Annotated in this window: 16 protein-coding genes and 1 pseudogene; 9 read left to right on the forward strand and 8 right to left on the reverse strand. The window is 60.2% G+C overall.

The window, feature by feature from the left end; all coding sequences use genetic code 11:
• Nucleotides 1–41: 41 nt before the first annotated feature.
• A complete protein-coding gene (gene metE / locus AACY31_RS23430; RefSeq protein ID WP_339475659.1) occupies nucleotides 42–2,354 on the reverse strand; it encodes a 5-methyltetrahydropteroyltriglutamate--homocysteine S-methyltransferase in 2,313 nt (770 codons plus the stop codon).
• A 109-nt stretch (nucleotides 2,355–2,463) separates the two neighbouring features.
• On the opposite strand from metE, the gene metR reads away from it, so the two are divergent.
• The gene (gene metR / locus AACY31_RS23435; RefSeq protein ID WP_339475661.1) at nucleotides 2,464–3,381 is read left to right on the forward strand and encodes a transcriptional regulator MetR; all 918 of its coding nucleotides are present in this window, start codon (nucleotides 2,464–2,466) and stop codon (nucleotides 3,379–3,381) included.
• Nucleotides 3,382–3,507: 126 nt separating this feature from the next.
• On the opposite strand, the gene AACY31_RS23440 is transcribed toward metR, so the two are convergent.
• From AACY31_RS23440 to AACY31_RS23465, 6 genes are all read right to left on the reverse strand, one after another.
• Nucleotides 3,508–4,005: a GNAT family N-acetyltransferase gene (locus AACY31_RS23440; protein WP_339475663.1), complete on the reverse strand. Its 498-nt coding sequence runs from the start codon at nucleotides 4,003–4,005 to the stop codon at nucleotides 3,508–3,510.
• On the reverse strand, nucleotides 4,002–4,640 hold the full coding sequence (locus AACY31_RS23445; RefSeq protein ID WP_339475665.1) for a LysE family translocator: 639 nt from the start codon (nucleotides 4,638–4,640) through the stop codon (nucleotides 4,002–4,004). The genes AACY31_RS23440 and AACY31_RS23445 overlap by 4 nt, the downstream gene beginning before the upstream one ends.
• 24 nt (nucleotides 4,641–4,664) lie before the next feature.
• On the reverse strand, nucleotides 4,665–5,081 hold the full coding sequence (locus tag AACY31_RS23450) for an NUDIX hydrolase (protein WP_024619625.1): 417 nt from the start codon (nucleotides 5,079–5,081) through the stop codon (nucleotides 4,665–4,667).
• A gap of 496 nt (nucleotides 5,082–5,577) precedes the next feature.
• Nucleotides 5,578–5,910 carry a DUF6124 family protein gene (locus AACY31_RS23455; RefSeq protein ID WP_003205177.1) on the reverse strand — a complete coding sequence of 111 codons (333 nt, stop codon included), beginning with the start codon at nucleotides 5,908–5,910 and terminating at the stop codon, nucleotides 5,578–5,580.
• Nucleotides 5,911–6,609: 699 nt separating this feature from the next.
• Nucleotides 6,610–6,732 carry a hypothetical protein gene (locus AACY31_RS23460; RefSeq protein WP_339505137.1) on the reverse strand — a complete coding sequence of 41 codons (123 nt, stop codon included), beginning with the start codon at nucleotides 6,730–6,732 and terminating at the stop codon, nucleotides 6,610–6,612.
• Nucleotides 6,733–6,928: 196 nt separating this feature from the next.
• Entirely contained in the window at nucleotides 6,929–8,296 is a 1,368-nt protein-coding gene (locus AACY31_RS23465; protein WP_339492061.1) for an HD domain-containing phosphohydrolase, read from the reverse strand.
• A 228-nt stretch (nucleotides 8,297–8,524) separates the two neighbouring features.
• Here AACY31_RS23465 and AACY31_RS23470 point away from each other — a divergent pair, with 228 nt between their 5' ends.
• The 8 genes from AACY31_RS23470 to AACY31_RS23505 all read left to right on the forward strand — a co-directional run bounded on the left by AACY31_RS23470 (nucleotide 8,525) and on the right by AACY31_RS23505 (nucleotide 22,799).
• Nucleotides 8,525–10,816 carry a GGDEF/EAL domain-containing response regulator gene (locus tag AACY31_RS23470; RefSeq protein WP_339505138.1) on the forward strand — a complete coding sequence of 764 codons (2,292 nt, stop codon included), beginning with the start codon at nucleotides 8,525–8,527 and terminating at the stop codon, nucleotides 10,814–10,816.
• The gene (locus AACY31_RS23475; RefSeq protein WP_339505139.1) at nucleotides 10,813–12,687 is read left to right on the forward strand and encodes a putative bifunctional diguanylate cyclase/phosphodiesterase; all 1,875 of its coding nucleotides are present in this window, start codon (nucleotides 10,813–10,815) and stop codon (nucleotides 12,685–12,687) included. The genes AACY31_RS23470 and AACY31_RS23475 overlap by 4 nt, the downstream gene beginning before the upstream one ends.
• Before the next feature lie 42 nt (nucleotides 12,688–12,729).
• Complete coding sequence (locus tag AACY31_RS23480) at nucleotides 12,730–13,689, forward strand: cytochrome-c peroxidase (RefSeq protein ID WP_339475683.1); 960 nt, start codon at nucleotides 12,730–12,732, stop codon at nucleotides 13,687–13,689.
• Nucleotides 13,686–15,488, forward strand: coding sequence for a DAHL domain-containing protein (locus AACY31_RS23485; RefSeq protein WP_339475686.1), 1,803 nt, complete (start codon nucleotides 13,686–13,688; stop codon nucleotides 15,486–15,488). Before AACY31_RS23480 ends, AACY31_RS23485 begins: the two co-directional genes overlap by 4 nt.
• Entirely contained in the window at nucleotides 15,485–16,891 is a 1,407-nt protein-coding gene (locus AACY31_RS23490; RefSeq protein WP_339475688.1) for an ATP-binding protein, read from the forward strand. Before AACY31_RS23485 ends, AACY31_RS23490 begins: the two co-directional genes overlap by 4 nt.
• A 124-nt stretch (nucleotides 16,892–17,015) precedes the next feature.
• A complete protein-coding gene (locus AACY31_RS23495; protein ID WP_339475692.1) occupies nucleotides 17,016–18,635 on the forward strand; it encodes an FMN-binding glutamate synthase family protein in 1,620 nt (539 codons plus the stop codon).
• Between the two features lie 194 nt (nucleotides 18,636–18,829).
• A complete protein-coding gene (locus tag AACY31_RS23500; protein ID WP_339475694.1) occupies nucleotides 18,830–20,482 on the forward strand; it encodes a glucan biosynthesis protein in 1,653 nt (550 codons plus the stop codon).
• A 4-nt stretch (nucleotides 20,483–20,486) separates the two neighbouring features.
• On the forward strand, nucleotides 20,487–22,799 hold the full coding sequence (locus tag AACY31_RS23505; protein ID WP_339505140.1) for a glycoside hydrolase family 3 N-terminal domain-containing protein: 2,313 nt from the start codon (nucleotides 20,487–20,489) through the stop codon (nucleotides 22,797–22,799).
• Between the two features lie 282 nt (nucleotides 22,800–23,081).
• On the opposite strand, the pseudogene AACY31_RS23510 reads toward AACY31_RS23505, so the two are convergent.
• Nucleotides 23,082–23,195 (reverse strand): annotated as a pseudogene (locus tag AACY31_RS23510) (IS5/IS1182 family transposase); the annotation flags it as partial.

The following is a 23,195-nucleotide window of genomic DNA, read 5'->3' on the forward strand; positions in this document are numbered from 1 at the left end:
TGCCAGGGAAAAGATCGCAGCCTCGTTTCGCTCGACAGCTTCTATGCCAGTTGGCTACGCAACTGCCGCGCCGCCGCCACCATGTTCACCAGTGCCGCTTCCGTTTCCGGCCAGCCCCGGGTTTTCAACCCGCAGTCGGGGTTGATCCACAGCCGCTCGGCGGCGATCCGTTTTACCGCCTTGCTCATCAGCGCAACCATCTCAGCCGTATCCGGCACCCGTGGCGAGTGAATGTCGTAGACACCGGGGCCGATGTCGTTCGGGTAGTCGAACGCCTCGAACGCTTCCAGCAACTCCATGTCCGAACGCGAGGTCTCGATGGTGATGACATCGGCGTCCATGTCAGCGATGGCCTTGATCACATCATTGAATTCGCTGTAGCACATGTGGGTATGGATCTGGGTTTCATCAGCCACCCCCGACGCGCACAAACGGAACGCGTCAACCGCCCAATCCAAGTACTCCTGCCACTGCCCGCGACGCAGCGGCAACCCTTCGCGGAACGCCGCCTCGTCAATCTGCACAATCTTGATCCCGGCCTTTTCCAGGTCCAGCACTTCGTCCCGCAGGGCCAGGGCCAGTTGTTGGGCCTGGACCTGGCGCGACACGTCTTCGCGGGGGAACGACCACATCAGCATGGTCACGGGACCGGTGAGCATGCCTTTCATGACTTTGTCGGTCAGGCTCTGCGCATAGCGGATCCAGTCGACGGTCATGGCACTCGGCCGACTGATGTCGCCATAAATGATCGCCGGCTTCACACAACGCGAACCGTAGCTCTGCACCCAGCCGAAACGGGTGAAGACGTAGCCGTCCAGTTGCTCGGCGAAGTATTCCACCATGTCGTTGCGCTCGGCTTCACCGTGCACCAGCACGTCCAGGCCCAGGCGTTCCTGGATCTGCACGGCATGGCGGATCTCGGTGTGCATGGCGTCCTGATAGTCGTTGGCTGACAATTTTCCTTGCTTGTAGGCCTGGCGTGCCAGGCGAATGGCCGCCGTCTGCGGGAAAGATCCGATGGTGGTGGTGGGAAAGGTCGGTAACGCCAGACGTGCACGCTGCAGCTCGATGCGCTTGGCAAACGGCGAACGCCGCTGGCTGTCCTGTGGCCCGATTGCCGCCAAACGTGCCTGGACCGCGGTTTTGTGAATGCGCGTCGAGCTGGCACGACGGGCCTGCACCTCGCGGCTGTCGGCCAAGGCCTGTTGCACAGCGGGCGCCAGGGGATCGTTCAAGGCATCGCGCAGCACCGCGACCTCGCCGCACTTCTGCACCGCAAAGGCGAGCCAGCTCTTGAGTTCGGGATCGAGCCGGTCTTCGCGCTCCAGGTCCACCGGGCTGTGCAGCAGCGAGCACGAGGTGCTGACCCAGAGGTTGTCGCCAAAGCGCTCCTGGGCCGGTTGCAGCTGCGCCAGCGCCTGTTCCAGTTCGCAGCGCCAGACGTTGCGGCCATTGACCAGGCCCACCGAAAGAATCTTGTAGGTCGGCAGGCGGTCCAGCACCTGGCCCAGTTGTTCCGGGTCGCGCACCGCGTCAATGTGCAAGCCGTCCACCGGCAGGCTCACCGCCAGGCCGAGGTTGTCTTGCAGACCACTGAAATAGGTGGCCACGAGTTTTTTCAATGGCGAGTACTGGAGGATGTGATAAGCCCGCTCGAAAGCGCTCTTCCAGGCCTGAGGCAGGTCGAGGGTGAGGATCGGTTCGTCGATCTGCACCCACTCCACCCCCTGAGCCTTGAGGCGGTTGAGGATTTCGCCGTAGACCGGCAGCAAGCGCTCCAGCAGGCCGAGCTTGTCAAACGCCTCGCCCTTGGCCTTGCCCAGCCACAAGTAGGTCAACGGACCGATGATCACCGGTTTGACCTGATGACCCAAGGCATGGGCCTCGTCCACTTCGTCGAACAACTGCTCCCAGCTCAGGGCGAAGGTCTGGTCGGCGGAAAACTCCGGGACCAGGTAGTGGTAGTTGGTGTCGAACCACTTGGTCAGCTCCTGGGCATATTGCGCCTGGCCGTGGTCGGTGCCGCAGCAACTGGCCGTGGCGCCACGGGCCATGGCGAACAGGGTGTCGAGGGTCGGCCGGCCCTGGGCATTCAAGGTGCTGTGGAAACGCTGTGGGACGGCGCCCAGGGTCAAGGAGTGGCTGAGCACTTGGTCGTACCAGGCAAAATCGCCGACCGGCAGCAGGTCAATGCCGGCGTCTTTCTGCAATTGCCAGTGCCGGGCCCGCAGTTCGCGCCCCACTGCCTGCAACGCAGCCGGGGCCAGGTCACCCTTCCAGTGAGCTTCGAGGGCTTTTTTCAGTTCGCGGTCGGCGCCGATGCGGGGAAAACCGAGGGTGTGGGCCAGAGCCATGGTGTGCGTCCTCCTGTAAAAGATGGTGCCATTGTCGACAGCCGGCCCCACATGAGACAAACTCAACTTTTTCGTGTTGATCACAAGTTTTACTCATGGAGCAACTCCGGTGCTTGAACTCCGCCACCTCAAGACGATGCACGCCCTGCGCGAAGCCGACAGCCTGGTCGAAGCCGCCGAACGCCTGCACCTGACCCAGTCCGCCCTCTCCCACCAGTTCAAGGAACTGGAAGAACGCCTGGGCATGCAGTTGTTCGTGCGCAAGACCAAGCCGGTACGGTTCACCAGCGCCGGCCTGCGCTTGTTGCAACTGGCCGATGCCGCCCTGCCCCTGCTGCGCGGCGCCGAACGGGACATCGCCCGCTTGGCGGGCGGCACCGCCGGACGGCTGCACATGGCCATCGAGTGCCATAGCTGCTTCCAGTGGTTGATGCCGACCATTGACCAGTTCCGCGATGCCTGGCCGGAAGTCGAGCTGGACCTGGCCTCGGGCTTCGCTTTCGCGCCGTTGCCGGCCCTGGCCCGGGGCGACCTCGACCTGGTGGTGACCTCCGACCCGATGGAACTGGCCGGCATCACCTACGTGCCGCTGTTCACCTACGAGGCGATGCTCGCCGTGGCCAACCAGCATCGACTGGCCGGCAAGGCGTACATCGTGCCCGAGGACCTGATCAGCGAAACCCTGATCACCTACCCGGTGGAGCGCGACCGCCTGGACATCTTCACCCGTTTTCTGGAGCCGGCCGACATCGAACCGGCCCAGGTGCGCACCTCTGAACTGACGGTGATGATGATGCAATTGGTGGCCAGCGGCCGCGGCGTCTGCGGCATGCCGCACTGGGCCCTGCATGAATACAGCTCGCGCGGTTACGTGAAGGCCAAGCGACTGGGGGAGAAAGGCTTGTTTGCCACCCTGTATGCGGCGGTGCGCACCGACATGCTCGACGCGCCGTACATGCGCGACTTTTTGCTGACGGCCAAGGACACGTCGTTCTCCACACTCGACGGTGTCAGTGCCGTGCGCTGACTGTAGGAGCTGTCGAGCGAAGCGAGGCTGTGATCTTTCCCCTGACAATTGAGTCACGAGCGAACGCCCCACAGATCAAGATCAAAAGATCGCAGGCTTCGCCAGCTCCAGGGGAGCTGCGTGGGATCAAAGCTCAAGCCACATATGGATTTTGTCGAGGTATTCGTCGTCCACGCGGATCGCCATCGGCTCAAGGCCGTACAGGACGAAGCCGCAGCGCTGGTAGAGCTTGACCGCCGGGTCGTTGCCGGCGGTGACGGTCAGTTGCACCAGACGCAAGAAGGGATAGCGCCGGGCTTCGTCGAGGGCGGCTTGTACCAACTGGTAGCCAAGCCCGCGATGGCGCTGTTCATCGGCGACGTACATGCCGAACAGCAGCGCCTTGTGCCGGGCTTTTTCCCGGGGCTCCAAGGCCAGGCCGACGATGCCGACCAGCGCCTGCTCGACAAACGCCCCCAACAGTACATCGAGCCGGCTGCCCAGGCGTGACTCCCACCAGTTGATAGGCAGCTTCGACCGTTCGCTGACGCTGGAGGTGAAGGCCTGCGGATGCAGTGCGTACGCCTGGAGCATCAGCTGGCGATACGCCAGGGCATCGCCGGCCCTCAACCGTCGGATGCTCACGCCGAACGCCGTTGCTCAAACATCAAGCGCAGTGCCAGCGCACCGAGTACAAACCCCATGAAGTAGCGCTGCGCCGCCAGCCAGGTCGGGTTGTGGACGAACCACGAGGCAATGCCGGCGGCAAACAGGGCGATCAACAGGTTGACGCTGAAACTGACGCCGATCTGGGTCAGGCCCAAGATAACGCTCTGGGTGAACAATGAACCGTGTTCCGGGCTGATGAACTGCGGAAACACCGACAGATAGAACACCGCGATCTTGGGGTTCAGCGCGCTGGTGAGAAAGCCCATGGTGATCAATTTGCGCGTCGAGTCCGCTGGCAACTGCTGGGCCTCGAAGGGCGAACGCGCACCTGGTTTCACGGCCTGCCAGGCCAGCCACAACAGGTACAGCGCACCGGCCCATTTCAATACTTCATAGGCCACCGGCACCGCCAGGAACACCGCCGTCAACCCGGCGGCCGCGGCGAACATGTGCACGAAGAACCCGGCCACCACCCCCAGCAGGGAGGTGACGCCGGCCTTGCGGCCCTGGCAGATCGAACGGGAAATCAGGTAGATCATGTTCGGGCCGGGCGTCAGTACCATCAGCAACGCGGCGGCGGCGAAAATCAACAGGTCCGGCAATGGAATCATGAGCATCAGTCCTTGAGGCGTGAATCAGCAGGTAGCGAGAAGTGTCGCTCGATAAAACGGCAGGATCACCTCGCCTGTCAACGGTGCCAGCAAAAGATCGCTGTCGCCGGCCGGGTCGATCCAGCACACCTCTTCAATTTCGGCTGCCGGCGAAACCGGGGCGTCGATGCTCAGCAAAAACACCTCGGCCTGCACGATAAACCCCGGCTCGTTGGCCGCCGGCGCGCTGAACACGCCCAGGTAATGGGCCTGTGCCGGGTCGATCTGCAACCCCAGTTCCTCTTCCAGCTCACGGGCCAGCGCCTGCACCGGTTGTTCATGGGCCTCGATCTTGCCGCCCGGCTGCATGAAGGCCCGGGTGCCGCGCTTGCGCACCAGCAGGGTTCGCCCGTCCGGCCCGAGCAACAGGGCGGCGGCGATGCGGATGAGGGAAGTGGTCATGGGTGATCGAAGCCTTGGCCGGGGAAATGGCGGGGAGATTACAACGCGTAGGGGTGGGAGCAAAGTCTGGTGCGGGACTAAAAATCAGCGCAGTTCCCCTGTGGAAGGCTAATGCTGTTCGCTTAAGGTGTGTATATCCGTTGCTGCGGTAACGGCGACTTAGGGTTCCGCCCTGACGGCGGGTCACTTTCGAAAAGCGCGAAAGTAACCAAAGCGCTCATGCCCCACCACTCGGCACCTCGCTTAGGCTCGGTGTGCCCTCACTCCGGCATTGCTCCGTGGGCCCGCCGCGAAGGGCCATCCATGGCCCAGCGCGGCTACCTCGGCATCCATGCCGAGGTGCCCACTGCGCAATGCCTGCGTTCGGCCATCGTGGTTAACGGGGCGTCCGAGATCAACGTCCACCGCGAGGCGGCCTTACAGCCGTCGTGGCTCTCCCGGTCGTACTCCGGTCCAATTGTGGAAGCGAGCCTTCTCGCTTCTGCGCGCGGTGTGGTCAGGGTTGTGTATTGACGTTATCCAGCATCCGATTCGCCAATAAAGCACCCAGCTCGATCAGTTGCTGAATGCCAAGGGCAACATGGCGTCGCGAGCCTTTAAGGTCGAAGGCAAGGTCGCTGACCATGGCATCGGCTGAGGCCAAAGTTTCGCTGAGGTTGGCCAGCAGGCTTTCGGTGTCGACACCGTCCACGACGGTGAAGAGTTGACCTGAGGGCTTTTTCTTTTTGGCTTGAGGCTTGGGGTCGAGATAATGGTCGATGGCGCGCTTGGCGGCTTCATCGAGTTCTTGGGGATCGGTTTCGGGGGGATTGGGTGTGGCTTTGAACATAGGGTGACACTCCGTCTACAGGTTGGAGCTGCCACGTTCGTTTCCAAGCGAGGGGTGGCAGCCGTACGCAGGTTGGAAAACCGGGGTAAACGAGCCCGACAGACCCGAAGGTCTCCCGCGCACAGCCGCCATAACGAAAGCATGGTCAAAAAACGACCGCAAGCATACGTCATGAAGGGCGCTTTCGCGCCGTCTACTTATCGGATTTCCAAGCCCGGCCGCTGAATTTGCAGCGACGGGAAAAGACTAGCGACAGCCCTTCCCACCCTGCAACCGCCAGAGTTCGTCGGAAAAATCTGCTGCAACCCGGAGGATTGTCCGACCATTCCCACAATCTTGGTCGGCTGTTAGGCCGCCATCGCGAGCAAGCTCGCTCCCACACAGGTTTTGGGTCGTTTATAAGATCCGTGTCCACCGCCGATCCCTGTGGGAACCGAGCTTGCTCGCGATAGCGATGGGTCTGCTTGCATCCATGTTGAATGTGCCGCCGTCTTCGCGAGCAGGCTCGCTCCCACAGTTGGATCGAAGTACAGCCGCCAGAGACAGGTCGGCTGTTAGGCCGCCTTCGCGAGCAAGCTCGCTCCCACAATGGGATCGGGGTACGACCGGAAGAATCAGGTCGGCTGTCAGGCCGCCTCGCGAGCAAGCTTTGCTCCCACAGATCTGACAGGTGTACGAGCGGAAGAGCCAGGTCGGCTGTTAGGCCGCCTCGCTTTTGATCTTGATCTTGATCTGGGGCGCCCCGTTAACCACGATGGCCGAACGCAGGCATTGTGGAGTGGGTATCCCGGCATGGATGCCGGGATAGCCGCGCTGGGCCATGGATGGCCCTTCGCGGCGGCCCACGGAGCAATGCCGGAGTGAGGGCACACCGAGCCTGAGCGAGGTGCCGAGTGGTGGGGCAAAGCGCTTTTGGTTACTTTTGGCGCTCTTCCAAAAGTGACCCGCCGTCAGGGCGGAACCCTAAGCCGCCGTTACCGCAGCAACGGATATGTACCCAATCCAATCCAACCCCCAGTCACCCCAAAATCGGCTTCGGCGTCGTAGGATCGGCCTCCTCCTCGGGAATCTTGACGAACACGCTGTAACGGGCCCCCTCCATCGATTCGAAGGCAATGAGTTTTTCGATCAACGGCCCACTCAGGATTTTGCCAGCGTTGAGCAGCAACATGCCGTTGTCGGCATTGAGGTTGCGCGCCAGGATCATCCCCGCGGTCAATTCGCGCGTGGTGGAGACTTGTACCGTCGGGTCCGACAGGGTCACGTCTTCCAGGTATTCGGCACACGCCTTGATGAAATCCTCGATCATATCCGGGTCGTACAGCTTGCCGGCGTACTTGCGGATGTAGACCAGCGCTTCGTCGCTGTTCATCTGCCGCTCCAGGATCAACCCGCGCTGCAGCTCGATGAAGTCCACCGCCAGTTTCAACAGCCGCGAACCAAACGGAATGGCCTCGCCCCTGAGGTGCTCGGGGAAGCCGCTGCCGTCCCAACGCTCCTGGTGATGGCGAATGATCCGCGCCGCGTCCTTCATCGGGTCCAGGGTCATCAGCAGCGATTCGCTCTGCTTCGGATAGGCCCGATAGAGCTCAAGTTCAGTGTGGTGCAGCATGTCGGCGGGCGTGACCATCATGTTGTCGGTCCAGCTCAGCTTGCCAATGTTGTAGAGCGCCGCGGCCATGGTCAGATCACGGTCGGTGGACTCATCGAGAAAATGCAGCCGGCTGTAGACCCTGATCAACTCGATGATCTGCCGGTTGGTTTGCTTGGACTTGGGCAGGCGCAGGTTGGCGATCAGCGAAAACACTTCGGTGCTGGTCACATAGCTGCGCTTGAGCTCGTCATAGGCCAAATCGAGCATGTCGGCGGTCTGCTGCAGCTCGGAAGTGCGCGACGCCACCCGTTTTTCCAGGGTGGCGTTCAGGGTCTTGAGTTGCTGGTTCTGCTCGCGGTTCAGCGCTTCGAGGCGCTGGCGCTCGCTTTCGGAATGCTGGTGGGCCAGGGCCTGGCGCAAGGCCTGGACCAACTCCTCATCGTTCCAGGGCTTGCTGAGGTAGCGATAGAGCTGCCCCTCGTTGATGGCCTTGGTCATCATGTCCACATCGGCATAACCGGTGAGCAGGATGCGCAAGGTCGTTGGGTACAGCTTGCGGATCTCGGCCAGCAGCGCGGCGCCATCCATGTTCGGCATGCGCGCGTCGGTCATCACCAGGTCGACCGACCGCTCCTTGAGAATTTCCAGGGCCTTGGCGCCACTGTCGGCCAGCAGGATCTCGTACGGCTGGCTGCGCAATAGCCGACGCAGGCTATTGAGGATCGACTCTTCGTCATCGACCAACAGCACCGCTGGCTTTCTTACTGAAACATCCGGCGATTGATCTTCCATTTGAACCCCCCCTCCTATTCACGACAACCGTTCTACCTTACCCCCGAAATACAGGCTAGTAGATTGCGAACATTTAGACACATTTGCCATCACGGGCCGAGCGCATCCCGATCGGACGACTATGCTCTACCCCATGAAGGGCCAAGTACCGGCCGAATACTCATGCCAGCGAAAGGGATATCAGATGTTTCCAGGGTTCTATAGTCAGCATCAAAACGGTGCACGGCCATGAGCTTGCCCTTGGATAAAACCAATCGGCGGATCCTGATCGTCGACGACACGCCGGCCATCCACGAGGATTTTCGCAAGATCCTCAGCCCCCAGGCGAACACCGAAGACAGTTTGAGCAACGCCGAAGAAGCCTTGTTCGGCTCGCCGGTGGCGGTTTCCTGCATGAGTTTCGAGCTCGACTCGGCGTTCCAGGGCATGGAAGCCTTGAACAAGGTCGAAACGGCGCAGGCCCAAGGGCACCCCTACGCCATGGCGTTCATCGACATGCGCATGCCACCGGGCTGGGACGGCCTGGAAACCATCGAACGGCTGTGGCGCGCCGACCCCAAGCTGCAAGTGGCCCTGTGCACCGCTTACTCGGATTATTCCTGGGAGGACATTGCCGATCGCCTTGAACTGGGCGACCGCCTGCTCATCCTGAAAAAACCCTTCGATGCCATCGAAATCCGCCAGATGGCCAGCGCCTTGACCGTCAAATGGCAGATGACCGAGGACGCGGCGCTGAAAATGGACATGCTTGAGCGCGCGGTCGAGGAGCGCACCCGGGAACTGGCCGACGCCAACATCATCGTGCAGAACAGCCCGACCATCCTCTATCGCCTGCGGGGCGAGCCGCCGTTCGCCTTGATGTACATTTCCCATAACATCACCAAGTTCGGCCATGTCGCAGCGCAACTGATCAGCTCGCCGGACTGGGCGCAAACCCTGATCCACCCCGACGACCAGGACAAGGTCCATGAGGCCATGGTCCGCGTCCTGGACCGCGATTCCGCAGGGGCCTCCATCGAGTTCCGCATGCGCACCGGCGACAACGCGTTCCGCTGGGTGGAGAACCGTTACATCCCGGTGCGCAACGAGCAAGGTCTGTTGCTGGAAATAGAGGGCATCATCCTCGACATCACCGAGCGCAAGCTGGCCGAAGAAAAAATCGCCCTGCTGGCCCGCACCGACAGCCTGACCGGGCTGGCCAACCGCGCCACCATGATCGAGCGCCTGCACCAGGCCTTCGCCGCCGCTCGTCGGGGTGCGGCGCCGTTTGCGATGTTCTACCTGGACCTGGACCACTTCAAACGGATCAACGATACCCTGGGTCACCCCATCGGCGACCTGCTGTTGCAGGAAGTCGCCACGCGGATCAAGGCCTGTACCCGGGAAAACGATGTGGTGGCGCGCCTGGGCGGCGACGAGTTCGCCCTCCTGCAACTGGACGTCTATGAAGCGACCCATTGCGCCGCACTGGCGGGCAAGATCCTCGATGCCCTCGTGGCGCCGTATACCCTGGACGGCAACGACGTGCGGATCTCGGTGAGCATCGGCATCGCCCTTTACACCCCGCAGAGTTTGAGTGCCGACAACCTGATGGCGCAGTCCGACATGGCCCTGTACCGCTCCAAGGAAAAGGGCCGCAACCAGTACCATTTCCATAACGAGGAAATTAACCAGGAAGTCACCGACCGGGTCGCCCTCGCCAACGACCTGCGCCAAGCCGTTGAAAACAACGAACTGCACCTGCACTACCTGCCGGAAGTCGACCTCGGCACCGGCAAGATCCTCGGCATGGGCGTGCAAGTGCGCTGGAACCACCCCCAACGTGGCTGGCTGGAACCGGCGGCCTTTATGCCCGCCGCCGAAAAAAGCGGGATCATCATTGGCCTGGGGCATTGGGTACTGGACCAGGCTTGCCAACAAATGCGCCAATGGCGCGACCAGGGCATGGCCCCCCCGGTGATCGCCATCGACCTGTCCCTGACCCAGCTCAAGACCGGCCCGGAACTGATCTACGACGTGCTGCGCACCACCGCGCGCTGGGAACTGGCGCCCTGGGACCTGCGTTTCGACGTCACCGAAGCCACCCTGGCCCAGACCAAGTGGACCCACAACGATGTACTGCCGCGCCTCTGCGAATTGGGCGTACAGATCGCCATCGATGATTTCGGCACTGAGTACTCCTCGTTCGATTACCTCAAGACCTACCGGGTCAATCACCTCAAGCTCGCCCAGCGTTTTCTCGACAGCGCCAACGCCGACCCCGAGAACGCCACGACCTTGCGGGCGATCATCAACTTCGCCCGGGACGTGGGCATCGGGATCATTGCCGAGGGTGTCGAGACCCAGGAGCAACGCACCACGCTGATGTCCAGCGGCGGGGAGATACAGGCCCAGGGGCATTACTTCAGCACCGCGGTCGACAGCGGCCAGGCCGCCGAACTACTCAAGGCCGGCACCATCGTTCCGGCAACAGACCACTGGACCCGACCAGCGAGCCGGCTATCGGAGAGCAATCGATGAACCCCATGTCGTTACCTGCCAACCGGCGAATCCTGGTGGTGGACGACACGCCAGCGATCCACCAGGACTTTCGCAAGATCCTCAGCCCCAGCGCCGGCGGCGATGATTCACTGGACGACACCGAGAGCCTGCTGTTTGACACCCCGCAGGTCAGCCGGCTGCAATTCCAGATCGACTCGGCCTACCAGGGCGAGGAGGCGCTGGAGCTGGTCAAGCGTGCCCAGGCTGAAGGCCAGCCCTATGCGCTGGTGTTCGCTGACATGCGCATGCCACCGGGTTGGGACGGCCTGCAAACCATCGAGCGGCTGTGGGAGGCCGACCCGCGCCTGCAAATCGCCCTGTGCACGGCATTCTCGGACTACTCCTGGGAAACCATGTCCGAACGGATCGAGTTCGACGATCAGTTGCTGATCCTCAAGAAACCCTTCGACACCCTGGAAATCCGCCAGATGGCCAGCGCCATGACCTGGAAATGGCAACTGGCCCAGGATGCGGCGAGAAAAATGCGCAGCCTGGAACACACGATCGAAGAGCGCGTCCAGGAATTGCTCAAGGTGTCCCACCTGCTGCAATACGACGTACTCACCGAGTTGCCCAACAGCATGTTGCTTGGTGATCGCCTGACCCAGGCCATGGCCCAGTGCCGCCGGCACGACCGGCAACTGGCGGTGATGTTCATCGGCCTGGACCGCTTCAAGCGCATCAATAATGCGCTGGGGCATCCCGTGGGCGATGAATTGCTCAAGCGGGTGGCGCGGACGCTGGCCACCGTGGTGCGTGAATCCGATTCGGTGTTTCGCTACGGTTCCGATGAGTTCGTAGTCATACTGGGAGACATCGTCGACCCGCAGCAAACCAAAGGCGTGGCCGACAAACTGCTGGCGGCCATCAGTTCCCCGCAACCGATCGACGGTCATGACCTGAGCGTCACCGCGAGCCTGGGTATCAGCGTGTACCCCACCGACGGTTTCGACGCCGTGGGGCTGATCAAGAAAGCCGAGACAGCGATGCGCAACGTCAAGGAAACCGGCCCCAATGACTACCGCTTCTTTACCGAAGACATGAACCGTCGGGCGCGGCAGCAGCAGACCATCGAGTCCGGCCTGCGCCTGGGCCTGCAACGCAAGGAATTCGTGCTGCATTACCAACCCAAGCTCGACCTCAAGAGCGGCAAGGTCGTCGGTGTCGAGGCGTTGGTGCGCTGGGACAGGCCGGATCATGGCCTGGTCTACCCGTCGGATTTCATTCCGGTCGCCGAGGACAGCGGCCTGATCGTTCCGCTGAGCCAATGGGTGCTCCAGGAAGCCTGCCAACAGGCCTGTCGTTGGCAAGCCCAGGGCATGCGCCCGCTGTACCTGTCGGTGAACGTCTCGGCCATCGATTTTCGCCAGCGCGGCTTCGTCGAAGGCATCGCCCGCACCCTCAAGGAAACCGGCCTGGACCCGACACAGTTAGAACTGGAGATCACCGAAAGCGTACTGATGCAGAACGTCGATACCACGGTCGCCATCCTCAAGGCCATCAAGCAACTGGGGATTCGCCTGGCCATCGACGACTTCGGCACCGGCTATTCGAGCCTGAGCTACCTGCAGAAATTTCCGGTGGATGTGTTGAAGATCGACCAGTCGTTCGTCGGTGACCTGAGCATCGACAGCAACGACGCCAAGCTGGTGAGCACCATCATCAGCCTGGGCAAGAGCCTGAACCTGCACATCATTGCCGAAGGTGTGGAAACCCTCGAGCAGTTGGAATTTCTCAAGAAGCACCACTGCGAGGAGGTTCAGGGTTATTACTTCAGCAAGGCCGTCGAACCGCAGGCCTTTGCCGACTGGATGACCGAGTGGGAAAAACGCCAGAACCCGTTTTCGTGAACACCTGAGTGTCATCAACCAAAGTTTCAAGGAAAGCACCCCATGGCGTCACATGGATTGATTCTGGCTCTCGGCCTGCTCGTGGGATCAAGCGTGACCGCTCACGCCGAACCACTGGACGAACCCCTCAAACCCCTGCCCCCGATTCCGACCCTGGACCCCAAGCGCGTCCAACTGGGGCTGCGGCTGTTCAATGACCCGCGGCTGTCGGTCAACAACACCCTGTCCTGCGCCAGTTGCCATCGCCTGGACAAGGGCGGCGCCGACGACAAGCCGTTTTCCTTGGGCTTCGATGGCAAGCCCGTGGAGGTCAACACGCCCACCGTGTTCAATGCCAGCCTGAACTTCCACCAATTCTGGGATGGCCGCGTCGACACCTTGGAAGAACAGGTCCACGTGGTCGTGACCAGCCCGGTGGAAATGGGCAGCACCTGGGAATCGGTCGTCAAGCGCATCGCCGATGACCCCGGCTATGCCAAGGACTTCAAGGACGCTTACCCCGATGGCGTGACCAAGTCCAATGTCCAGGGTGCACTGGCGGATTACGAGCGCACCTTGCAGACCCCCAATTCGCGCTTCGACCAATACCTGCTGGGCGATACCGACATCCTCACGCCCCGGGAAAAGTTCGGTTACCAGCGCTTCAAGGAGTACGGCTGCATCGCTTGCCATCAAGGCGTGAACGTTGGCGGCAACATGTTCCAGAAGTTCGGGGTCATGGGCGACTACTTCAAGGACCGGGGCAACCCTACCCGAGCCGACGAAGGACGCTTCAACATTACCGGCGACGACGACGACCGCCAGGTCTTCAAGGTGCCGAGCCTGCGCAACGTGGCCGTCACCGCCCCGTATTTCCATGACGCCTCGGCACCGACCCTGGAACACGCGGTGGAGGTCATGTTCAAGTACCAACTGGGTCGTGAGCCCCTCAAGAACGATACGGCCCTGATTGTCGAGTTCCTCAAGACCCTGACCGGTGAATCGGAGGGCAAGCCCCTATGACCCTTCTTCGTCGCCTGGGGCTTGCGTTCATCGGCCTGTTGCTGACTTCAGTCCTGTTGTTCATGTACATCAATTCGGGGGCCCAGCAGGCCGCCTCGTACATTGAGTCCCGGGACCTGATCCGCCTGCTCAAGCAGCAAGACGCCATCTGGGACAACGAAGTGCTCAAGTCGCGGATCGCCCTGACCCACAACTACGACCCCCTGGTCACCCCCCTGTATGAAATGAGGCGCCTGTGGCAACGTCTCGACACCCTTGAATCGGAGTCCGGGCGCCACAAGCCGTCACTCTGGGAAGCCCAGCGAGACGAGTACCTCAAGGCGCTCAAGGAAAAAACCCGTCTGGTGGAACAGTTCAAATCCCACAACGCGGTGCTGCGCAACTCCATGGCCTTCCTGCCCTCCGCCGAAGATGACATCCAGGCCCAGTTCGCCCGGCTACCCGACGCGGACCGGCTGCAACTGCAAAACGTCGCCATCGACACCTACGACCTGTTGCTCAGCAGCATGGAGTTCGCCCAGCTCAGCAGCAGCGATGCAGCCGCCGACGTGCTGCTGGGCCTGAACCGGCTGGACGTCAACAAGGAGCGCATGCCCCTGGGGCTTCAAGGCCCCGTTGACATTCTGAGCAGGCACATCGCGTTGATCCTGCGCGAACAGCCACGGGTCAATGAGCTGTTGCGGGGCATCGAAGCGGTCCCCCTCTCCAGCCGCCTGGACACCATCACCGACCTGCTGGAGAAAGACCAGGGCAAAGCCGCGGCCAAATACCAACGCAACCACATCTACCTGCTGGTATTCGCCACGATCCTGGTATTGATCCTGATCTGGCTGGCGATCCGGCTGGTACGCAGCTTCGCCGAGATCAAAAGGGTCAACAACGCCCTGCAAACCGCCAACGATGAACTGGAACAGCGGGTCGAAGAACGGACCCGCCAGTTGAAGGACACCCAGAGCGAGCTGATGGACACCGCCCGCCAGGCCGGCATGGCGGAAATCGCCACCAACGTGCTGCACAACGTTGGCAACGTGCTCAACAGCGTGAACATTTCCGCCGACCTGATCAGCCGCAAACTGCGCAGCAGCAAGGCCCAGGGGCTGGGCAAGGCGATGCAACTGATCAACGAACACGCCGATGACCTCGGGCACTTTCTCACCGAAGACGCCAAAGGCAAGCTGCTGCCCGGCTACCTCAACCAACTGGTCGAAGCCATCGCACTCGAGCAGCAGGGCCTGAGCGACGAACTGGCCCAGTTGAGCAAGAGCGTGGACCACATCAAGGACATCGTGTCCACCCAGCAATCCTATGCCGGGGCCAACAGCCTGCTGGAACCTTTGGTCGTTAGCGAACTGCTTGAAGATGCCCTGCGCATGAACTCCGGCGCACTGACCCGCCACCATGTTACGGTGATCAAAGAATACGGCGAAGTGCCGCGGATCATGGGCGACAAACACCGCTTGCTGTTGATCCTGATCAACCTGATCAGTAATGCCAAATACGCCATGGCGGGGGTTTCCAATCATGCGCGGAACATGACCTTGAAGGCCGCCGTCATCGATGGCGAGACCCTGCAAATCAGCGTCAAGGACGAAGGCGAAGGCATTGCGCAGGACAACATGACGCGCATTTTCGCCCACGGTTTCACCACGCGTAAGGAAGGCCACGGCTTTGGCCTGCACAGCTGCGCATTGGCGGCCATTGAAATGGACGGCCACCTCACCGCCCACAGTGAGGGGCCAGGCACGGGGGCAACGTTCGAACTGCAATTGCCCCTAAAACTTGCAGAAGGTGAGCCATGAATCGCATGAGTAACCGCCGCATCCTGTTGATCGACGACACACCCGCCATTCATGAAGATTTTCGCAAGATCCTCACCCCGGAGGATGACAGCAACGCTGACTTGCTGGACATGGAAAACGCGCTGTTCGGCGATGCGCCAAAACCTGTTGCCACCGTGTTCGAACTCGACTCGGCCTATGGCGGGCAGGAAGGCTTGAACAAAATGTTGGAGGCATCGGCAAAAGGGCGTCCTTATGCCCTGGCCTTTGTCGACATGCGCATGCCCGAAGGCTGGGATGGCGCCAAGACCATCGAAGAACTCTGGAAGCGCGACCCATTGCTGCAAGTGGTGGTCTGCACCGCGTACTCGGATTATTCCTGGGATGAACTGCTGGACCGCCTGAACGGCCACGATCGCTTGCTGATCCTGAAAAAGCCGTTCGACAACATCGAAGTCCAGCAGATGGCCAATACCCTGACCACCAAATGGGAAATGACCTCCCGTGCGCAACTGAAAATGAACAAGCTCGAAGACCTGGTGGAACAACGCACCCAGGCGTTCAAACAGGCCAGCGCGCTGCTGCAAATGGAAATCGACGAACGCAAGATGCTGGAAAGCCAGCTGGTGCAATCGGAAAAGCTCGCCTCGCTGGGCCAGTTGGCGGCCGGGGTGGCCCACGAAATCAACAACCCGATCGGCTTCATTTCTTCCAACCTGGGGGCATTGGACGGCTACTTCAGCAAACTCCAGGAGATGCTCAGCGCCTATGGCAGCGCCGAGGGGGCCATCGCCTCGCCGGAGCTGGTGGTGCACTTGAGGAAGCTGCGCGAACAGGTGGAATTAGACTTTCTCGTCGAGGATATTCCCCTACTGATCAAGGAATCCAAGGATGGCATCGGCCGGGTCGGGCAGATCGTCAAGGACCTGAAGGACTTCTCTCGCGTCGATTCCAGCCAGGAATGGCAGATGGCCAATTTGCAGCAGGGTATGGATTCGACGTTGAACATCGTCGCCAATGAAATCAAGTACAAGGCCGACGTGGTCAAGGAGTACACGCCGTTGCCGGAAGTGGAATGCCTGCCGTCGCAGATCAACCAGGTGATCATGAACCTGATTGTCAACGCCGCCCAGGCCATCGGTCCCGAGCGCGGCACCATCACCTTGCGCAACGGGGTCGGTGATGAAACCGTATGGATCGAAGTCGCCGACAACGGCTCGGGCATCCCCCCCGATACCCTGCAGAAAATCTTCGACCCGTTCTTCACCACCAAACCCATTGGCCAGGGCACAGGGCTCGGGCTGTCGTTGTCCTACGGCATCGTGAAAAAACACAACGGCGAGATCACGGTTAGCAGTGAAGTCGGCGTCGGCACGACCTTCCGCGTGGAATTGCCCGTGCGGCAGATGAAGCAGGCGAGCTGAGCAACACTTCTGTGAACCTGTGAATCTGTGGGAACAATCCCCTCGCCACAGGCTTGCCCGCCGTTTCGCCGACAGCGCAGAATGCCTGCACCGCCTCACCCATCGCTCCCCCCAAGGAAACCGTATGAGCCTGTCTCTGCTGAGTCGTTACGCCTTCTTTGCCGGCTGTGTCATCTTCACCCTCGCCAGCCTGCCGTTCCTGCAACACGACTGGCTTTGGCCGATCACGCTGGTGACCGGGCTGTTGAGCCTACAAGGGGTGTTCGACCTGCAACAAAGCCGTCACGCGGTGCGTCGCAACTATCCGATCCTGGGCAATATCCGCTACCTGGTCGAAGGCATCCGCCCGGAGATCCGCCAGTATCTGCTCGAATCCGACAGCGACGCCCTGCCCTTCTCCCGGGCCCAGCGCTCGCTGGTGTATTCCCGGGCCAAGAACGAAAGCGCCGACAAACCGTTTGGCACCTTGATCGACGTGTACCAGGCCGGCTTCGAATTCATCGGCCACTCCATGCGCCCGGCCCCACTGAGCGATCCCAGCGGTTTTCGCGTGACCGTCGGCGGCCCGCAGTGCACCCAGCCGTATTGCGCGTCGGTGTTCAACATCTCGGCCATGAGTTTCGGCTCCCTGAGCGCCAACGCCATCCGCGCATTGAACCAGGGGGCCAAGTTGGGCAACTTCGCCCACGACACCGGTGAAGGCAGCATCAGCCCCTACCACCGCGAACACGGTGGCGACCTGACTTGGGAGCTGGGCAGCGGTTATTTCGGCTGTCGCACGCCTGAAGGGCGCTTCGACCCAGAACGCTTCGCCGCCCAGGCGCAGAACCCGCAGGTGCGGATGATTGAAATCAAGATGAGCCAGGGCGCCAAACCCGGCCATGGCGGGATCTTGCCCAAGCATAAGGTCACCCGGGAAATCGCCGAAACCCGGGGCATCCCCATGGGCGAGGATTGTGTTTCACCGTCACGTCACAGTGCGTTTTCCACCCCGATCGAACTGATGCAATTCGTCCAGCAACTGCGCGAACTGTCCGGCGGCAAACCGGTGGGCTTCAAGTTCTGCCTGGGCCACCCGTGGGAATTCATGGGCATCGCCAAGGCCATGCTGGAAACCGGGATCCTGCCCGACTTCATCGTGCTCGACGGTAAGGAAGGCGGTACGGGCGCGGCGCCAGTGGAATTCACCGACCACATCGGCGTGCCGTTGCGCGAGGGCCTGCTGTTCGTGCACAACACCTTGGTGGGCCTGAACCTGCGGGACAAGATCAAGCTCGGTGCCAGCGGTAAAATCGTCAGCGCTTTCGACATCGCCAGCGTCCTGGCCATCGGTGCCGACTGGGCCAACGCCGCGCGCGGCTTCATGTTCGCCATCGGCTGCATCCAGTCGCAAAGCTGCCATACCAACAAATGCCCCACCGGCGTCGCCACCCAGGACACCCTGCGCCAGCGCGCCCTGGTGGTCCCGGATAAAGCCCAACGGGTCTACAACTTCCACCGCAACACCCTCAAGGCCCTGGCCGAAATGCTCGCCGCCGCCGGGCTTGAGCACCCGTCACAGTTGCAGCCCAAGCATCTGGTACGGCGTATGTCGGCCACTGAGATCAAACTGTTTTCACAGTTGCATGTGTTCTTGAGGCCGGGGGAATTGCTGACGGGTGAGGTCAATGGTGCGTTTTATTCGCGGATGTGGCAGATGGCGCAGGCGGACAGTTTTGAGCCGCTGGAAATAGCGGGTGCGTAGCTTGCCAGTACGCACCCGCTCTTGTGGCGAGGAAGCTTGCTCCCTCGCCAAGGTCCTTACGCCTCTCAAGCGCACTGCATTACCCGACTGTTTACGCCGAATCCACAACACACCTGTAAGTTCTGACAGTAGACGTCACCTTCCTCACGATTGACTATCCACCCCGATGGTTCACTTGTCTATTGAAGGTGCTTATGTTGACACGACGCGACCTGGTTGGTTTTGCTTCGTTTTTTGCGGCATTGGGGGCGGTTAAGGTTATCGATACGGCGGTGGGTGGGCAGGCGCAGGTGGAGAATGCTGCTCCGTTTACGTATGACACGTTGGTCCAGATGGCTGAAGAGAAGGCGTTGAAGCCTTACGTCAGACCTCACACTGCCGCTGAGCCTTATCTGTCGAAGATCGATTACGATGATCTGAACCTGATTCGATTCGATACTTCCCGAGCGCTTTTCGCCAAAGGCCCAGGAAAATATCCTGTCGCGCTGTTTCACATGGGCAAATTTTTCCGCGTTCCGGTGAAGATACATATCGTCACCCGTGGCACAGTCCAAGAAATTCCATATGACAAATCGTTATTCAACATACCCGCCGATAGCCCCGCGCAGGCATTGCCTCCCGATAGCGGCTTTGCCGGCTTTCGCGTCCAAGAGAATCGGCTACGGGACCTGAAGAAACCCGGTTGGAACAATCACGATTGGGTCGCTTTTCTTGGTGCATCATATTTTCGAGCCATTGGTAAGGAACACAACTACGGCCTTTCGGCACGGGGCATAGCGCTAGATGTAGCTCCTCAGCCTGGCAAGGCGGAGGAATTTCCTGATTTCACTCATTTCTGGATCGAAACCCCCGTCAAAGAGCACCAAGAAACGATGACCGTCTATGCCTTGCTCGACGGCCCAAGCCTGTGTGGTGCGTATCGCTTTGTGATCAATCATGTAAAAGACGTGGTAATGGACATCGAGGCCGCGTTGTTTTTGCGCCAAGACATCGATCGATTCGGCATTGCCCCCCTTACCTCCATGTTCTGGTTCAGCGAGGCGGTTAAGGGTCAGGCCAACGATTGGCGTCCCGAAGTCCATGACTCCGATGGGCTTGCAATTTGGACGGGAACGGGGGAACACATCTGGCGACCGCTCAACAACCCCGGACGCACCATGGCGTCGGCTTTTTCGGACAACAATCCACGAGGTTTTGGACTGCTACAGCGCGATCGCAACATTGAACATTATCTGGATACGGTCTACTACCATCGACGCCCCAGCGCGTGGGTGGAACCTCTGGAAAGCTGGGGGGAAGGCAGCGTTCAATTGATTGAAATCCCAACAGACGATGAGATTCACGATAACATCGTCGCAATGTGGGTCCCTAAAGCTCCTGCAGAAGCCGGTAGTCAGCACCGCTTTAGATATCGCCTGCATTGGCGAACAGACGAACCCTACCCTGCCGACTTGGCTCGCTGCGTGGCGACACGCTTGGGTAGAGGGGGGCGACCGGGGCGGCCGCGCCCTAGAGGATTAAGCAAATTCACTGTGGAGTTTCTGGGAGCTCCGTTGAAACAGCTGGACCTTGACGCAAAGCCGGACGCCGTTCTTTGGAGCTCCAGCGGCAATTTTTCGGATGTAGTTGTGGAGCCAATTCCCGACGGAGTGGCGGGCCATTGGCGAGCTATATTTGATTTGCATACGGAGGGATACGACCCGATCGAAATGCGCCTGTTTTTACGCCTGAGTGAAAAAACGCTTTCCGAAACCTGGCTTTATCAATACCACCCCGCCGCAGCTCAATCCGCAGCAGCAGTACAGCAAACTGATACGCAAACCTCGTCACACGTATCGAAGGCCTGATGCCATGGACCGGACACGCCTGGCCACGGCAACCATGCTCGGTAAATTGATTGTCGCCACATGGCTGGCCTCCATTGCCCAAGCCAATGAACTTACCCAGAAACAACAAGAGGACGCAGCGTTCATCGAGCAACTGATCGGACAAATGACGCTTGAGGAAAAGGCCGGTCAACTCACTCAGTTGGGCATGCAAAACACCCCCACCGGCCCGGTGATCGATACCAAGGGCCGCGAGACCATTGGCATTTCGCAAGCCGGTTCGCTGATCGGCGTGCATGGTGCCGAAAACACTCGCAGACTACAGCGTGAAGCGGTTCAAGGCTCTCGCCTGCATATCCCGCTGTTGTTCTCGTTCGATGTCATCCACGGTTTTCGGACAATTTTTCCGGTGCCGCTGGCCGAGGCGTCGGCCTGGGACCCGGACCTGTCACAACGAACCGCCAGGGCCGCCGCCATAGAAGCAACGGCCAGCGGCTTGCATTGGACCTTCGCCCCGATGGTGGACATCGCACGAGACCCGCGTTGGGGCCGAGTGGTTGAGGGCGCTGGCGAAGACCCCTTCCTAGGGGCCGCGCTCGCCACTGCCCGCGTACGAGGCTTTAGCGGTGAAGGCCCTCCCGCCACCTCGACAATCCTGTCCACGGCGAAGCACTTCGTCGCTTACGGCGCAGCCGAAGGCGGCCGTGACTACAACATTTCCGACCTCTCCGAGCGCACGTTGGAAGAGACATACCTCACTCCTTTTCGCGCAGCCGTCGAAGCGGGCGTCGACACGATCATGCCCGGCTTCAATGAAGTGGACAGCATGCCAATGCACGCCAACCAAAAATTGCTCAGGCATAAGCTGCGCGAAGACTGGGGTTTCCAAGGTATTGTTATTAGTGACTACACAGGCATAAAAGAACTGATGGCTCATGGTGTCGCCTCTACACCTCGTGACACCGCCCGACTTGCTCTCACTGCAACGGTCGACATCGACATGGTCGGCGGTGACTACGCAGCCGAGCTACCGGCACTGGTGCGCAGTGGTCAGCTTCCACAAAATGCCCTTGACGGAGCGGTGCGTCGAGTACTCCAGACGAAACAACGCCTTGGCCTGTTTGATGATCCGTACCGCTACAGCGACCCGGTCCGCGAAACTACACAGATGTCGTCGCCGCAGACCCGCGCACTGGCCAGAGAGGCTGCGCAAAAATCCATTGTGCTTTTGAAAAACAAGGATGCGCTTCTGCCACTTCCCAAAAATCTGCGCAAACTCGTTGTGATGGGGGCCTTGGCGAATGACGCTGTATCGACATTAGGCGCCTGGTCCGGAAATGGTCGTGCCGAAGAATCAATTACGGTTCTGGAGGGAATAAAGCGCGCTGTATCGCCCTCGTCTGAAATTGTCTACATCCCCGCAGCCTCCCCCGATAGTCCGGACACACCCGGTATCGACGTGGTCCAACGCGCCGTTGTCGATGCCGATGTGATCGTGGCCGCGCTGGGGGAAACAGCGGACATGAGCGGCGAAGCACGCAGCCGCACCTCTCTTGACCTGCCGGGAGCACAGGATGCGTTGCTCAGGTCGTTGATCAAGACAGGCAAGCCTGTGGTGGTCATTCTTATGAATGGCCGTCCATTGGCCGTACCCACCTTGGATGAACACATCCCCGCAATTATCGAAGCGTGGTTTTTGGGCTCAGAAATGGGCAATGCCGTGGCGGACGTGTTATTCGGTGATGTAAACCCCAGTGGGAGGCTGCCCATCACCTTTCCGCGCACGGTCGGGCAAGTGCCTATTTATTTCTCCCATAAGAACACCGGACGTCCAACGAGCCAAACCGATCCCTATACGTTGAAATACATCGACTCCCTAACAACGCCGCTATACCCGTTCGGTCACGGTCTGAGCTACACCACGTTTACCTACAGCGCGCCAAGGCTGAGCAAACAGCGTCTTACCTTCGATGAAACGTTAAACGTCCAAGTAGATGTCCATAACAGCGGTCAACGAGCGGGGGAAGAAACAGTGCAATTGTATTTGCGGCAAAACGTCGCGAGCATCACACGTCCAGTGCGTGTGTTACGTGGATTCGCCAAAGTCATGCTCGCACCTGGTGAAAGCAAGACCGTCAGCTTTTTGCTTGGTCAAGACGACTGGGCATTACTCAACCACGATCTGTTGCGATCCGTGGAGTCAGGCACCTTTACGGTATTCGTTGGCGGTAGTTCTGCTACTGATAATCAAGCGAAATTTGAAATCACTAACGATGCACAACTGGCCGGCCCCGGCTCAGCCATTCCGCGCACGTTGCGGGATTCATCGCTGCGCTGAGCAAGCATCATTCTTTCCTGAAATGACCAAACCACATATCTGGCGCCGAAGCGTTGTGTTTGGAAGGGACCGAGCGCCCGAGACGGATGCTCTGCTCATCCGCACGATCAAACTCCATTAAGGACTTTTCTATTAAGGATGGTCTGAAATAGCCGGATGTTTTCCGGCTATCGAGCCGTCAGTACTTTTCAAAAAACGACCCGCGTCGAAATTTGATCCATTCTCTTCATTCTTCTGCCCTTCCGGGCGCAGCAAGGCGCTTCGCAGCCCCCATTTACTGTATTACACGCGCACCTCTCCTGTGCCCGCCAATAAATGTCGACGCGCCATCCACAGGTTTGACAGGGCGAACAACGTCACCATCTGAGCCGTGTTCTTGGCCAACCCTCGAAAGCG

This window comes from Pseudomonas sp. RL_105y_Pfl2_101, from assembly GCF_963970585.1.
Taxonomy (GTDB): Bacteria; Pseudomonadota; Gammaproteobacteria; order Pseudomonadales; family Pseudomonadaceae; genus Aquipseudomonas.